Source organism: Stenotrophomonas sp. (assembly GCF_032103445.1).
GTDB lineage: Bacteria > Pseudomonadota > Gammaproteobacteria > Xanthomonadales > Xanthomonadaceae > Stenotrophomonas.
In genome coordinates this window covers 1-15,029 of the sequence record NZ_DAMDFR010000014.1, presented here as the reverse complement: position 1 = coordinate 15,029, position 15,029 = coordinate 1, and the positions used below count along the sequence as shown (strand labels likewise).

Genomic DNA, 15,029 nt, shown 5'->3' with positions numbered 1-15,029 from the left:
TAGTGGGCCCCGTTCCCAACCACGGTTCCCCGGACATGATGGTCCTCGAGGGCGCATCCGCCCTTTCGCCGTTCCGCCGCGAACGTCTTGAATCCCGCCTGCAGTCCCTGGTCGCCGATCTGCGCATCACCGGTGCCTGGCATGTCTACTTCATCCAGACCGAGGGCGATGCGGCCCCGGACCCGGTGATCCTGAGCCGGATCCTGGAAGCGCAGCCGGCCCTGGCCGCGCTGGAAGCGGGGGCGGTCTCGCACTTCGTGGTACCGCGCCTGGGCACGCTGTCGCCGTGGTCGAGCAAGGCCACCGAACTGGTGCGCGGGGCGGGGCAGCCGATCCGCCGGGTGGAACGTGGCCTGCGTATCGACCTGGCCGGCTGGCCGGCCGACGCCGCCCAGCGCGAGGCGGTGATCCGGGTGCTGCACGACCCGATGACCCAGTCGGTGCTGGACACCACCGACCAGGCCGAGGCGCTGTTCATCGCGCCGGCCCGGGGCGAACTGGAACGCGTGGCGCTGGACGACCTGGAAGGCGCGAACCGCCGCCTCGGCCTGGCCATGGCCCAGGACGAAATCGACTACCTGCGCCAGCGTTTCGGCGAACTCGGCCGCAAGCCGTCGGACGTGGAACTGATGATGTTCGCGCAGGCGAACTCCGAGCACTGCCGGCACAAGATCTTCAACGCCAGCTGGACCATTGATGGGGCCGAACAGCCGCATTCGCTGTTCCGGATGATCAAGAACACCCACCAGCAGACCCCGCAGCACACGCTCAGCGCCTACAGCGACAATGCTGCCGTGGTCGCCGGTCACCCGGCCGCACGTTACCGCCCGGACCCGGCCACCGGTGCGTACCGCAGCGAAGCGGTGGTGGATTCGGCGTTCTGCATCAAGGTGGAAACCCACAACCACCCGACCGCGATTGCCCCGTTCCCGGGCGCGTCGACCGGTGCCGGTGGCGAAATCCGCGACGAAGGTGCCACTGGCCGTGGCGGCAAGCCCAAGGCCGGCCTGACCGGTTTCTCGGTCTCGCACCTGCGCATTCCGACCCTGCCGCAGCCGTGGGAAGCGCCGCGCGCGCTGAACCCGCGCATGGCCCCGGCGCTGGACATCATGCTGGACGGCCCGCTGGGCGGTGCCGCGTTCAACAACGAGTTCGGCCGTCCGAACCTGCTGGGCTACTTCCGCAGCTTCGAGCTGCCGGAAGGCGAGGGCCTGACCCGCGCCTATGACAAGCCGATCATGCTGGCCGGCGGCCTGGGCGCGATTGATCGCGTGCAGGTTGAAAAGCTGACCCTGCAGCCCGGCGACGCCGTCATCGTGCTGGGTGGCCCGGCGATGCTGATCGGTCTGGGCGGCGGTGCCGCCAGCTCGGTCGCCTCCGGCGAAAGTGCCGAAGACCTGGACTTCGCCAGCGTGCAGCGCGACAACCCGGAAATGGAGCGTCGCTGCCAGGAAGTGATCGACCGCTGTGTCGCACTTGGCCTGGACAACCCGATCCGCTGGTTCCACGACGTCGGCGCGGGCGGTCTGTCCAATGCCATTCCGGAATTGCTGCATGACTCCGGCGTGGGTGGCGTGATCGATCTGGGCAAGGTGCCCACCGACGATCCGTCGCTGTCGCCGATGCAGCTGTGGTGCAACGAATCGCAGGAACGCTATGTGCTGGGCGTGCCGCAGGACCGCCTGGCCGAGTTCGCTGCGCTGTGCGCGCGCGAGCGCTGCCCGTTCGCGGCGGTCGGCGTGGCCACCGCTGAAGAGCGTCTGGTCGTGGCCTACGGTGCGACCGTGGGCAACATTCCGGCCGACGCCCCGATTGACCTGCCGATGGACGTGTTGTTCGGCAAGCCGCCGAAGATGCACCGCGACACCGCGCACCCGGCCGCCCCGAAGTGGCCGGCGCTGAAAACCGGCGGCCTGGACCTGCACGAAGCCGGCCTGCGTGTGCTGGCGCACCCGTCGGTGGCCTCGAAGAACTTCCTGGTCACCATCGGTGACCGCAGCGTCGGCGGCCTGACCGCGCGCGAACAGATGATCGGCCCGTGGCAGCTGCCGATGGCCGACGTGGCCATCACCCTTGCCGGCTACGACACCGTCGCCGGCGAAGCCATGGCGATTGGCGAGCGCACCCCGTTGGCCCTGCTGGATGCCGCCGCGTCGGCGCGCATGGCGGTGGGCGAAGCCATCACCAACCTGTGCGCCGCCCCGGTGGACGAACTGGAAACAGTAAAGCTGTCGGCCAACTGGATGGCCGCCGCTGGCCACGCCGGCGAAGACGCGCTGCTGTATGACGCGGTGCGCGCGGTCGGCATGGAACTGTGTCCGCAGCTGGACCTGAGCATTCCGGTCGGCAAGGACTCCTTGTCCATGCAGGCGCAGTGGCACGACCAGGGCGAAGCGCATAAGTCGGTGTCGCCGGTGTCGCTGGTGATCTCGGCCTTTGCCCCGGTGGCCGACGCCCGCACCCAGCTGACCCCGCTGCTGGACCGCGAGACCGACAGCGAGTTGTGGCTGATCGGCCTGGGTGCCGGCAAGCAGCGCCTGGGCGGTTCGATCCTGGCCCAGGTGCATGCCGACCACAGCGCGCTGCCGGCATTTGCCGGTGCGGTGCCGGACCTCGACGACCCGCAGCGCCTGCGTGCGTTCTTTGAGCTGATCCGCGACGCGCGTCAGGCCGGTCTGCTGCTGGCCTATCACGACCGCAGCGACGGTGGCGCGTTCGCCGCACTGTGCGAAATGGCCTTCGCCTCGCGTCAGGGCCTGGATATCGCGCTGGATGCGTGGGGTGACGATCCGTTCCGCAGCCTGTTCAATGAAGAACTGGGTGCAGTGGTGCAGATCGCCCGCGAAGACCGCGCCGCGTTCGCCGACCTGGTCGAGCGCCATGCGCTCACCGAATGCGCGCAGCGCATCGCCAAGCCGACCACGGCCCCGGTGGTCCGCGTCTCGCTGCAGGGCGAAAACCTGGCCGAATGGCGCTGGGAAGCGCTGTTCGACGCCTGGTGGTCGGTCACCCATGCCATGCAGAAGCTGCGTGACAACCCGGAAGCGGCCGATGAAGAGCGCGCGGTGGCGCGAAACTTCAACGCGCCGGGGCTGAAGCCGAAGCTGAGCTTCGATATCAACGAAGACGTGGCCGCTCCCTTCATCAACACCGGCGCACGTCCGCGCGTGGCGGTGCTGCGCGAGCAGGGCGTCAACGGCCAGATCGAAATGGCCAACATCTTCGAGCGCTCGGGCTTCACCGCCTACGACGTGCACATGAGCGACCTGATCGAAGGGCGCGTGAACCTGGCCGACTTCACCGGTCTGGCCGCCTGCGGTGGCTTCAGCTACGGCGACGTGCTGGGTGCAGGCCGCGGCTGGGCCACCTCGGTGCTGGAGCGCAGCGCGCTGCGCGATGCCTTTGCCGCGTTCTTTGCGCGCAAGGACAGCTTCGCACTGGGCGTGTGCAATGGTTGCCAGATGCTGAGCCAGCTCAAGGACATCATTCCCGGTGCCGAGCACTGGCCGCAGTTCCGCCGCAACGCCAGCGAGCAGTTCGAAGCCCGCACCGCGCTGCTGGAAGTGGTGGAATCGCCGTCGGTCCTGCTGCGTGGCATGGCCGGTTCGCGCATTCCGGTGGCAGTGGCCCACGGCGAAGGCCGTGCGGTGTTCGCCAGCCCGGTCGACCAGGCCGCGGCGCGCGTCTCGCTGCGTTACATCGACGGTGACGGCAACGTGGCCAGCCAGTACCCGCTGAATCCGAACGGTTCGCCGGACGGCATCACCGGCCTGACCAGCACCGACGGCCGCGTCACCATCATGATGCCGCACCCGGAACGCACTCCGCGTGCGCTCAACCTGAGCTGGCGTCCGGCCGAATGGCAGGGCGATTCGCCCTGGCTGCGCATGTTCCGCAACGCGCGGGTGTGGGTGGGCTGAGTAGTCTGTCGTTGAAACCAAAAAACCGCCGGTCGTCCGGCGGTTTTTTGCTGCTGGTGTCGTGCAACCGGACGGACAACGCCGCGCCTCTGGTCACCCGTGGGCGAGCGGAGCCGAGTTCAGAGGTTGGATTGCCAGTCGCAGACCCATTGCACGCAGTATCGCGGTCAGGCTCCGTACTTCCGGGTTGCCCTTCTCTGAAAGAGTCCGATAAAGCTGGTTCGGGTTGAGTTCGGCGCGCTGCGCCACTTGGCGAACCCCGCCAAATGCTTCTGCCATCTGACGTAGCGCTATCAGCAATTCAGGCTGATCTCCGTCCTCCAGAATGCTGTTAAGCAGATCGATGGCGTAGCCGGGATCGTCGCGGAAGATCTCCGCCATTGCTGTGTCGTGTGACCGATCTCTCATCGTTCGTCTCCCGCTCTTCGTTGCCAGTCCTGCCAGTACATGCAGGCACGTTCGATGTCTGCATCCTGCGAGCCCTTATCGCCACCGCAAAGAAGGACCACTACGGTATTGCCGGATTTACCGTAGTAAATGCGGAAGCCAGGTCCCGTATGAATGCGCAGTTCCCAGACGCCATCACGCACGTGCTTGTGGTCCCCTGCATTGCCCAACTCCAGTCGCATGATGCGCCGATCTATTGCGATTCGTGTCTTGATGTCGCGCAGGCTCTGCCGCCACTCAGCAAACGGATCGCGACCGCAGCCGTCGACGTAGTGGCGGATCTGATTCATCTTTGACTGTAGTTTATAAACGACAGTCTGTCAATGTTCGGCGTAGACAGGAGCGAAGGCTTCCAAAAACCTGGCATATCCACCAATCCTGGAAAGGGATCGGTAGAGTCGCGCGACAGCCGACTGCACTGAACCGTTCCGCGCCCGGTAAGGCATTGCAATCACCAATGCCGCCCCACCACCCAACGCCCGACATGCCATCAGTCGTCAGGGCATCGCCTCCACCAGCACCTGCACTGCCTCGCCGTACGCCCCAAGTCCCAGCGCCTTCTTCACTGCAATGAAGCACTCGCCATCGCGCACGTGCGGCGCACCGATTTCCCGTGCGGCGAACATCGCCAGGCTCTCGAGGTCTGATTCCGATGTGATGCTGAAGCGCGCCGCCGCCGCAGGAAGGCTCTTCCCGCCAAGCATCGCATGTCTGGCTGAGCCCATGGCCTGGTCATACAGCGCTTTGGCGTCGAGGTTGACGCTCTTGACCTGGGGGAATCCGTCGTCGATGTCGTGGTCGGAGTCCGGCGTCGGGTCACCGATCTCATCGATGAACCTCTGATAGTTGGCACCGCCTGCAATCTCCTTGCACTTCGCGGTCAACCACGCTTCAGCCCCCGGGTCCCGACCAGGATGCGGGTCACGCCGTACGATGTGGACGGGAAACGGAAGCAGATCCGACTCAGGGGTTGGCAGCGCTGGCTTCACATGATGCGGGGTGGCGGTCGCGCGGGTTTGGACGGTGTGTGGCGGCTTCTGTCCGCTATGCATGTACAGGAGGCGCTCGGCAGAGGTGCCTGGCTCGATGCCCAGCTTCTGCATGACGGCCGGCACGGATTCGCCAGCGCCGACAAGATGGCAGCCCTGCGAAACGGCGAGGTTGTACATGTGCTTCTGGGCGGCCACTTCGTCGGCGATGGCCGGCTTGGATGTGCTGCATCGATTCTCGACCGTCTGCGGTTGTGCAGGTTGCGTCGTCGTTTCGACCTCCGCAGTTGGGTTGCTGGGAATGACATCGGGGACGTTGAGTGCGCCCGCTGAGGGTGCAGGGGAGAGTGGCATGGGGGATCACGTCAGGGAATGGCGCGCGATGTTGCGTAAGCGCACCTCGTAGCGCTTCCAGATTTCAATCCCTTCGCAGGGACAACCGCCGGGGGTGGCGTCTGCCGCCGAGCCGTAAACGGTGACGCTTGCGATCACCTGGTAGCGTCGGTCGACAGACGACGGCACTGAAAGGTCCAGCACGCTTCAACGCATGGACCTCCATCGACAAAGTCAGGAATCAGGTCGTCCGATAACGCGCCTCGACCCTGGATTCCAGCATTCTGTAGGCGTCACTACCTTGTCGAATGCCGCACCAGCTTGCGATTTCCGTCGAGGACATTCCTTGCTCGATGGCCCAGGCAACCTGCGGTCCGTCGAGAATCACCTGCGCCAGTTCATCCATTCTGGTCAGAAACGCGTTGGGTTCCCGGGCGGCCTCGGTGTGTGCGGGCTCGCTGGATGTCGGTGAGGCCTGCGTCGAGCGGCTTTCGTTGTGCACCGTTACCGGGCCGATGTGGCCGGACGGGACGCTGCCGCGCGACGGCGTTGTGGAGTGGTGGAGGGAGGAGGTGATGGGCGTTGGTGCCGCCGCGGCAAAGGTGGTCATGACGTGTTTGGACGTTGGATGGGGGCGCGAAGATTAGTGCTGGGCGGTACGAGTCGCTTCAAGAAATGTTTCCTTGCGACGGTCAAGGCGTTATACGCGGACTGGCGGTGTGCGCTTCCGTTGCTGATTTCCCTGCGTTACCGGACGTTGCGCCGGTACGTGCCGTCGTCTGTCGACCGACGCTACCGATTCGAATCCCAAGGTGTGCAGCCAGCGTGAGCGGTCGGTGGCCGCGAGCATCGTCCTGCTGCGTGAACTGTCGGAGGGGTAGCGTCGGTCGATAGACGACGGCAGTGAAGCGCTCACCGTTCTTTAACGCATGGACCCGGATCGCCAGCGTCTCCACGACCCAATCCGCGCATTTACGTCTATCTGCCATGCCGCACCGCGCAACACAACTCATGCGCAGCGTACGCGACGCCGGCGTATGGAATTACCGGTGTCATCACCCGATGCCAGTGAAGGCTCTGTGAAAAAGAAGATGACGCGACGACGCGATTCAATGTCCGCCAATGAGTTACATCGCGTTTCACACCCACCATCGCGTGATGACAAACACTCACATGTAGCTAACAAATCCGATGCATGAATAGTCAAATGTGTGACGCTTCTCGCGTTAGAACAATTTCTGCTGTCAAAGTCTTGACGTTCTCAAAACCCTGCGTTAACACTGAGTTCTCATTTTGCAAGTGTTCAGTTCGGAAGTAACCGCAAGGATGGCGAGTTCTCTGTTCGTCGATCGCGCCGAGCGCGCGCCATCCGGCACAACGCAGTAAATCAAGCGAAAAACGCCCTCAGGGGACGTTGGGCCATGCGGCCTGGCGTTGGCGTCGCTTTGCCTAAAACCAGCCAACCAGGAGTCGCATCGATGAATCGGATTTATCGCAAGGTCTGGAACAAAGCACTGGGGCAGATGGTCGTTGCCTCTGAGTTGGCCAGCAGCCAGTCACCTGGCGTGGTCATTGACCAGCGACGATCCGACGGCGCGCGCAGCAGCTCGCTGCTCAGCGCTGCCATTGCGTTGACGCTTGGGGTCGGGTTGGCGGGTGCGGCGCAGGACGTGCGTGCGCAGTCCGTGGAGATCGGCGGCAACGCCAACTGCGTGGTCCTCAACAGCTCGGTGATCGACAGCTGCCTGGTTGATGGCAACGCTACCGCCTCTGGCACGAATTCGGTATCGATCGGCAGCAACAGCACCGCCTCCGCCGCCAACAGCGTGGCACTCGGCGCAGGATCGAAGGCAACCCGCGCGAACTCGGTGTCGGTCGGTGATGCAGGCAAGGAGCGGCAGGTGACCAACGTCGCCGCCGGCACCGCCGCCACTGATGCGGTGAACAAATCGCAGCTGGACAAGGTGGCCGCGACGGCCGAAGGTGCGACGCGCTACTTCAAGGCCGATGGCGAAAACAACAACAGCGATGCAGCCAGCATCGAGGGCGAAGGTGCCTTGGCCGCCGGTGCAAGCGCCAGCTCCGATGGCAACGGTGCCATCGCAGTGGGTACACGCAGCCAGGCATTGTCCAATTCCACCACCGCTGTCGGTACCGACGCCATTGCGGCGGGACTGGGCGGTAGCGCCTTCGGCCACACCAGCCTCGCGCTGGGTGATGCCAGCACCGCTGTCGGTCAGCACGCCGTGGCGATCGGTCTCGGCGACGTTGCGCTCGGTGCATCCTCGTTCGCCGCCAGCGAAAACGGCGCGGCCACCGCGATTGGCGGTCTTGCCGAAGCCAGCGCCGATGGCGCCACCGCGGTCGGCGGCGGCGCACTCGCCATCGGTGCAGGCAGCACCTCGCTGGGTCGCGGCGCCGGCAGCGGCGGCGAAGCGTCGATTGCGGTCGGTGCGTTCAGCACTGCCGTGGCCGATTTCAGCGCTGCACTGGGTTCCAACTCCGCCGCAGTTGCGGTCGGCAGCGTTGCGCTGGGCGCAGGCTCCTTCGCCGATCGCGTCGATACCGTATCGGTCGGCAACAACAACGGCCTGCAGCGCCAGATCACCCACGTTGCTGACGGCACTGAAGCCAACGACGCGGTCAACAAGTCGCAGCTGGATGCCGTTGGCGCAGTAGCCGACAACACCGCGAAATACTTCCAGGCCACCGGCAGCGCAGACAGCGATGCCGGTGCGCTGGCGGATGGCGACAACGCCACTGCCATCGGTGAAGCCAGCACCGCACTCGGCAATGGCACCACGGCACTGGGCAGTGGCGCGGTTGCGGTGGCGCAGAATGCCACTGCGGTCGGCAACAACGCGTTGGCCAGTGGCCAGAACAGTGCGGCCTTCGGCCACAACGCGCAGGCTGCAGGCCCGGGCAGCGTTGCCGTGGGCGGTGCTGCGGTGGATGAAAACGGCGACCCGCTGATCACCAGCGGCGGCGTGCCGGTCGATACCGGTGCCACCAGCGCCGGCGTGGGCGGCACCGCGGTCGGTGCAAGTGCGGAAGCCTCCGGCTTTGCGGCATCGTCGTATGGCGTCGGTGCGTATGCTGCCGGTGCGCAGGCCTCGGCCTTCGGTGCCGTGGCCAACGCCACCGGTGACTACTCCACCGCGGTGGGCACACAGACCGCCGCCACCGGCACCAGCAGCACTGCAGTCGGCGGTCCGGTGGATCTGATTCCGGGGTTGGGTTTCTTCGTGCAGACCCAGGCCACTGGCGAAGCGGCAACGGCCGTGGGTGCCGGTGCAATTGCCAGCGGCGATTACGCCGTGGCCAACGGCACCTTGAGCGAAGCCTCGGGCGTTGAAGCCACCGCGCTGGGTTACTTCGCCTATGCCCCCGGTGACGGCGCGTCCGCGCTGGGTGCGGAGAGCTGGGCCAGTGGCGACCTCAGCACGGCGGTTGGTTTCTACAGCACCGCGCGTGGGGCCAACAGTGTGGCGCTGGGCGCGAACTCCACCGCCGTGCGCGACAACACCGTGTCGGTGGGCGATGTCGGCAGCGAACGCCAGATCACGAACGTGGCGGCCGGCACCGAAGCCACCGACGCGGTGAACAAGGCGCAGCTGGATGCGGTGGCCGATACCGCCGACACCACGGCACTCCGCTTCAAGGCCAATGCATCGACCGACAGCGACGTCGGTGCGTTCGCCGATGGTGATGGCGCGCTGGCCGCTGGTGAAGCAAGCAATGCGCTCGGCGCAGGGGCTGCGGCGGTCGGCAACGGCGCGACCGCCGCCGGCGACAGCACCGTAGCCGTGGGTCAGAACGCGACCGCAAACGGCAATGCCAGCGTGGCCATCGGTGGCCAGGGCCAGGCCTATGACCAGTACAACCAGCCGATCGTTGACGGCGACGGCAACGCCGTGCTGATCGGCACTACGGCCGCGCAGGATGCGGTGGCGGTGGGGGCAGGGGCACAGGCGACCGGCGCACTCAGCAACGCTTTCGGCAGCGGCGCACAGGCCACCGGCGACAACAGCCTGGCGCAGGGTTACAAGGCACGCGCTACTGGCGATTACAGCATCGCGCAGGGCGACAATGCCTGGGCCAGCGGTGTTGAAAGCACCGCCACCGGCGCCTATGCCTGGGCGACTGCTGAAAGCGCCACGGCGTTCGGTGCCAGTGCGTGGGCGACTGAAGCCAACGCTACGGCGCTGGGTTACGCCGCGTGGGCGGACGGTGCCGGTGCCACCTCGGTTGGCTACAACAGCTGGGCACGCGGCACCAGTTCCACGGCGGTCGGCCGGGGCGCTTTCGCCTACGCCAACAACAGTGTGGCGCTGGGGTTCCAGGCCCTGGGCAACAACATCAACAGCATCGCCATCGGCACCAATGTGGTGGCCGGCGGCGAAAGTGCCATCGGCATCGGTGCCGGCAGCAATGCAAGCGCGTCCAACGCGGTCGCACTGGGTGCCGGCTCCACCGCGGATCGCGCGTACACGGTCTCGGTGGGCAACGATGACCAGCAGCGCCAGATCACCCAGGTCGCCGCCGGTACCGAAGGCACCGATGCGGTCAACGTGGATCAGCTGACGGCCGCCACCGACAAGTTCCAGGCCACCGGCGGAGGCGTGGCCGTGGCAGGTGGCGAAGACAGCGTGGCGGCCGGTTCCAATGCGGCCACCGACGGCGACTACGCCACCGCTGTGGGTTCGAGCAGCTTCGCCAGCGGTACTGGCGCATCAGCGGTGGGCAGTGGTGCGTTCGCACTGGATGCCGGTGCCACCGCGGTCGGCCTGAATGCACTGGCGAGCGCCGCCAATGCGTCGGCGGTCGGTGCCAACGCACAGGCCACCGGCGAGTACGCCACCGCCAACGGTGCGGAAAGCCTGGCATCGGGTGAGCAGAGCACCGCCGTCGGCGCGGCCAGCGTCGCATCGGGCGCGGGCAGCCTGGCGGGCGGCACGCTGTCGGAAGCCTCCGGCGAAGAAGCCGTCGCGCTCGGTTACTACACTGAAGCCAGTGGCCGCGGTGCGACCGCGGTCGGCAGCGAAAGCGTGGCCTCGGGTACGCTTTCGGCCAGCTACGGCTTCAACGCACAGGCCGCCGGCAACTACAGCACTGCCATTGGCGGCTACGCGGTCGCGTCCGCGTTCAACGCCACGGCACTGGGTAACTTCGCCGAAGCGAGCGGTTCCAACAGTGTCGCGCTGGGCGGTGACGCCGTGGCTTCGGGTGCGTACAGCACGGCCACCGGCCAGAACGCGCTGGCCAGCGGCACCAACAGCGTGGCCGTGGGTGGTGCGCTGTTCGGCCTGCTGCCGACCGAAGCATCGGGCAACTACTCCACCGCCGTCGGCGGTGGTGCGTGGTCGCCGGGACTGAACAGCACTGCGCTGGGCAATGCCGCTACGTCCGAAGGCGTGAACAGCGTGGCGCTGGGTGCTGATTCGATTGCGGATCGCGACGACACGGTGTCGGTCGGCAGCGCCGGCGGCGAACGCCAGATTGCCAACGTCGCCGCCGGTACCGAAGGCACCGACGCGGTCAACCTCAACCAGCTCAATGAAGTGGCCGATGCTGCGGCCGCCACCAGCAAGTACTTCCAGGCCAGCGGCAGCGATGCCAGCGACGCCGGTGCCTATGTGGATGGCGACAACGCCTTGGCCGCTGGCGAAGCGGCCAGCGCGATCGGCAATGGCACTACGGCACTCGGTAGCGGCGCGAATGCGCTGGCGACCAATGCCACCGCCGTCGGCACCGATGCACTCGCCGCAGGCGAAGATGCGTCGGCACTGGGCACCAATGCACAGGCGACCGGCGAAGACAGCGTCGCGGTTGGCAGCGGTGCGACCGCTTCGGAGATCGGAGCCAGCGCCACCGGTGCCGGCGCGGCCGCCAGTGGTGCGTACAGCACCGCCAACGGCAGTGAATCCGTCGCCTCCGGCCAGCAGGCCATTGCCAGCGGCTTCCGCAGCACGGCCTCCGAAGCCGGCGCGTCGGCCTTCGGCAGCTACAGCGAAGCCACCGGCGAACTGTCCACGGCCCTGGGCTACGGTTCGGTTGCATCGAACGTCTACAGCACTGCTGTCGGCGCAGCGGCGACGGCCACCGGTGCGAGCGCGGTCGCAGTGGGCGAATTCAGCGAAGCCACCGGCGATGAAAGCGTCGCCATCGGCGGCAGCACCTTCTTCGGCTTCATCCCAGCGCGTGCCTCGGGTACCGGGGCGTCGGCGTTCGGTGCCGGTGCCTGGGCCACGGATGACTACACCACCGCACTCGGCTGGAACTCGTGGGCCGATGCCGTGGGTGCGACTGCCGTCGGCGAAAGCGCTACCGCCAACGGCCTCAACAGCGTCGCACTGGGTGCCGGTTCGCGTGCGGACCGTGACAACAGTGTCTCGGTCGGCACCGCCACCGCGCAGCGGCAGATCACCAACGTCGCCGCTGGTACCGAGGGCACCGACGCGGTGAATCTGGATCAGCTCAACGCCGTTGCGGATGTGGCCGAGAACACCAGCAAGTACTTCCAGGCCAGCGGCAGTGACGCCAGCGACGCTGGTGCGTACGTGGACGGTGATAACGCCTTGGCGGCCGGTGAAGGGGCCAATGCCATCGGCGATGGCACCAGCGCACTTGGCAGCGGTGCCAACGCACTTGCCAGCAACGCCACGGCGGTCGGCACCGATGCGCTCGCCTCCGGCGAAGGTGCATCCGCGCTGGGCACCAACGCACAGGCCACCGGCGAAGACAGCGTTGCGGTTGGCAGCGGCGCGGTTGCTTCGGAAATCGGAGCCAGCGCAACAGGTGCCGGTGCCGCCGCCAGCGGTGCGTACAGCACCGCCGACGGCAGTGAGTCGGTTGCATCGGGCCAGCAGGCGATTGCCAGCGGTTTCCGCAGCACCGCCTCCGAAGCCGGCGCTTCGGCGTTCGGCAGCTACAGTGAAGCCACCGGTGAACTGTCCACCGCACTCGGCTATGGTTCAGTCGCCTCCAACGTCTACAGCACCGCTGTTGGCGCAGCGGCCACCGCCACCGGTGCAAGCTCGGTCGCGGTCGGTGAGTTCAGCGAAGCCACCGGTGACGAAAGCGTCGCCATCGGCGGCAGCACGTTCTTCGGCTTCATCCCGGCGCGTGCCTCGGGTACCGGTGCGTCGGCGTTCGGTGCCGGTGCATGGGCCACCGATGACTACACCACGGCATTGGGCTGGAACTCGTGGGCCGATGCCGTGGGTGCCACCGCCGTCGGCGAAAGCGCCACCGCCAACGGCCTCAACAGCGTCGCACTGGGTGCCGGTTCGCGTGCGGACCGTGACAACAGCGTTTCGGTCGGCACCGTCACTTCGCAGCGCCAGATCACCAACGTCGCCGCCGGTACCGAAGGCACGGATGCGGTGAACCTGGATCAGCTCAACGAGGTCGCGGACGTCGCCGAGAACACCAGCCGGTACTTCCAGGCCAGCGGCAGCGGCGACGGCAATGACGTCGGCAGCTATGTCGACGGTGCCTACGCCACCGCCGCCGGCGAAGCGTCGAATGCCTTCGGCACCGGTGCGTCGGCCTACGGTAGTGGCTCGCTGGCCAGCGGCCGCAACGCGTCGGCGTCGGGCTACAACGCTTCGGCGACCGCTGATTCGGCCACCGCGATCGGCGGCGCGCTGTACTACGAAGATGCCAACGGCAACGTGCTGCTGGATCGCGCCACCAGCGCCAGCGGTACCGGTGCCACGGCGCTGGGTGCAGGCGCACAGGCCGAGGGCGTGTTCAGCACTGCCAGCGGTGCCAACGCCACGTCGTCCGGTCTGCAGTCCTCGGCCGTCGGTTACAGCGCCGAAGCCGGCAGCGACTACAGCACCGCGGTCGGCGCGTTCAGCGCCGCCACCGGCGTACGTACCACCGCACTGGGCTACGGTGCCGAAGCCAGTGGCGATTACGCTTCGGCGTTCGGTTGGGGCAGCACCGCGTCGGGTGCCTACGGTATCGCGGTCGGCCACAGTGCACAGGCCAGCGGAGCCAACAGCTTCGCCGGTGGTGCCAGCGCCTGGGCCACGGCGGCGCAGACCACGGCAGTCGGCCAGCTGGCCTGGGCGACCTCGGCCGGCTCCACCGCCATCGGCCAGGACAGCTACGCCTACAGCGGCATCAACGCCACCGCGCTGGGCAAGAGCGCCTGGGCCAACGGCACCGGCAGCGTTGCTCTGGGTGCGGGTTCGCGTGCCACCGAAGCCAACGTGGTCTCGGTCGGTGGCGGCAACGGCACCACCGGTCCGGCCACGCGCCGCATCACCAACGTCGGCGCGGCAACCAACGCTACCGACGCGGTGAACAAGGCGCAGCTGGACAGTGTGGCGGCGACCGCCGATGCGGCAACCCGCTACTTCAAGGCCAGCGGCAGCGGCGTCGCCACCGCCAGTGGCACCGATGCGCTCGCCGCCGGCTCTGCGGCCACCGCGAGCGGCAATCGGAGCACCGCGCTGGGTACGACCAGCACGGCTTCGGCTACCGGAGCGACGGCAGTGGGCGCAGATGCCTCCGCGCGCGGTGACAACAGCACCGTGGTCGGCCGCTTGGCCTCCACGAATGCGACCAACGCCGTCGCAGTGGGTAACGGGGCCTTTGTCAGCAACGGGGCCAACAGCGTGGCGATCGGCTCGGCATCCGGTGTCTCCGGTGCGAACTCAGTGGCGCTCGGCTCGGGCTCCCGTGCCGTGGAAGCGAACGTGGTCTCGGTCGGTGGCGGCAACGGCACCGACGGTCCGACTACGCGACGCATCGTCAACGTGGCAGCCGGCCGCATTGCTGCTGGCAGCACCGATGCCGTCACCGGCGGGCAGCTCAACACCACCAACCAGCGCGTGACCTCGGTGGAAACCCGCGTGGGTGACATCGACGATCGCATCGGCTCAGTGGAAACCAGCACCGCCAACGCACTGAGCTATGACGACAGCAGCCGTGACACGGTCACGCTGTCGGGTCTGCAGGGCACCACCCTCGACAACGTCGCGGCCGGCTCGGTCGCCAGTGGCAGCCGCCAGGCCGTCAATGGTGGCCAGCTGTTCCAGGCGTTGACCGATACCGCCAGCTTCCTGGGTGGCGGTGCCAGCGTGGGCATGCAGGGTGTGTTCGTGGCCCCCAACTACGTGATCCAGGGCAGCAGCTACAGCAATGTGGGTGATGCGCTGGGCGCGCTGGATGCCAAGGTCACCGAGATCGACCAGCGCACCGCAGGTACGAGCAGCAATGCACGCGCCCGCAGTGCGTCGGTGTCCAGCGCCAGCATCGCGGCGGCTCCGGAGGCTGCAGTGGCCGCCGCGCCGGCAGCCGCTGACGTGGCCGCACCGGCGGCGGT

The 15,029-nt window shown here is 67.0% G+C and carries 6 protein-coding genes; 2 read left to right on the top strand and 4 right to left on the bottom strand.

Annotated features, from left to right (window positions below):
* Window positions 1-35 precede the first annotated feature (35 nt).
* Window positions 36-3,920, top strand: a complete 3,885-nt coding sequence (purL, locus tag RT551_RS07435; protein ID WP_313456987.1) for a phosphoribosylformylglycinamidine synthase — start codon at window positions 36-38, stop codon at window positions 3,918-3,920.
* A 93-nt stretch (window positions 3,921-4,013) separates the two neighbouring features.
* Here the strand turns inward: purL and RT551_RS07430 are convergent, their stop codons facing one another.
* The 4 genes from RT551_RS07430 to RT551_RS07415 all read right to left on the bottom strand — a co-directional run bounded on the left by RT551_RS07430 (window position 4,014) and on the right by RT551_RS07415 (window position 6,299).
* The gene (locus RT551_RS07430) at window positions 4,014-4,328 is read right to left on the bottom strand and encodes an addiction module antidote protein (protein WP_313456986.1); all 315 of its coding nucleotides are present in this window, start codon (window positions 4,326-4,328) and stop codon (window positions 4,014-4,016) included.
* Window positions 4,325-4,657 carry a type II toxin-antitoxin system RelE/ParE family toxin gene (locus RT551_RS07425; protein ID WP_313456984.1) on the bottom strand — a complete coding sequence of 111 codons (333 nt, stop codon included), beginning with the start codon at window positions 4,655-4,657 and terminating at the stop codon, window positions 4,325-4,327. Before RT551_RS07425 ends, RT551_RS07430 begins: the two co-directional genes overlap by 4 nt.
* A gap of 207 nt (window positions 4,658-4,864) precedes the next feature.
* A complete protein-coding gene (locus RT551_RS07420) occupies window positions 4,865-5,710 on the bottom strand; it encodes a hypothetical protein (RefSeq protein ID WP_313456982.1) in 846 nt (281 codons plus the stop codon).
* A 220-nt stretch (window positions 5,711-5,930) separates the two neighbouring features.
* On the bottom strand, window positions 5,931-6,299 hold the full coding sequence (locus RT551_RS07415) for a hypothetical protein (RefSeq protein ID WP_313456981.1): 369 nt from the start codon (window positions 6,297-6,299) through the stop codon (window positions 5,931-5,933).
* An 868-nt stretch (window positions 6,300-7,167) separates the two neighbouring features.
* On the opposite strand from RT551_RS07415, the gene RT551_RS07410 reads away from it, so the two are divergent.
* A partial coding sequence (locus RT551_RS07410; protein ID WP_313456979.1) for an ESPR-type extended signal peptide-containing protein occupies window positions 7,168-15,029 on the top strand: 7,862 nt, incomplete at its 3' end.

Excerpts from the sequence above, each read along its gene's own strand:
- RT551_RS07420 (WP_313456982.1), bottom strand. The coding sequence starts at position 5,710 with ATGCCACTCTCCCCTGCACCCTCAGCGGGCGCACTCAACGTCCCCGAT.
- RT551_RS07425 (WP_313456984.1), bottom strand. The coding sequence starts at position 4,657 with ATGAATCAGATCCGCCACTACGTCGACGGCTGCGGTCGCGATCCGTTT.
- RT551_RS07415 (WP_313456981.1), bottom strand. The coding sequence starts at position 6,299 with ATGACCACCTTTGCCGCGGCGGCACCAACGCCCATCACCTCCTCCCTC.
- purL (WP_313456987.1), top strand. The coding sequence starts at position 36 with ATGATGGTCCTCGAGGGCGCATCCGCCCTTTCGCCGTTCCGCCGCGAA.
- RT551_RS07430 (WP_313456986.1), bottom strand. The coding sequence starts at position 4,328 with ATGAGAGATCGGTCACACGACACAGCAATGGCGGAGATCTTCCGCGAC.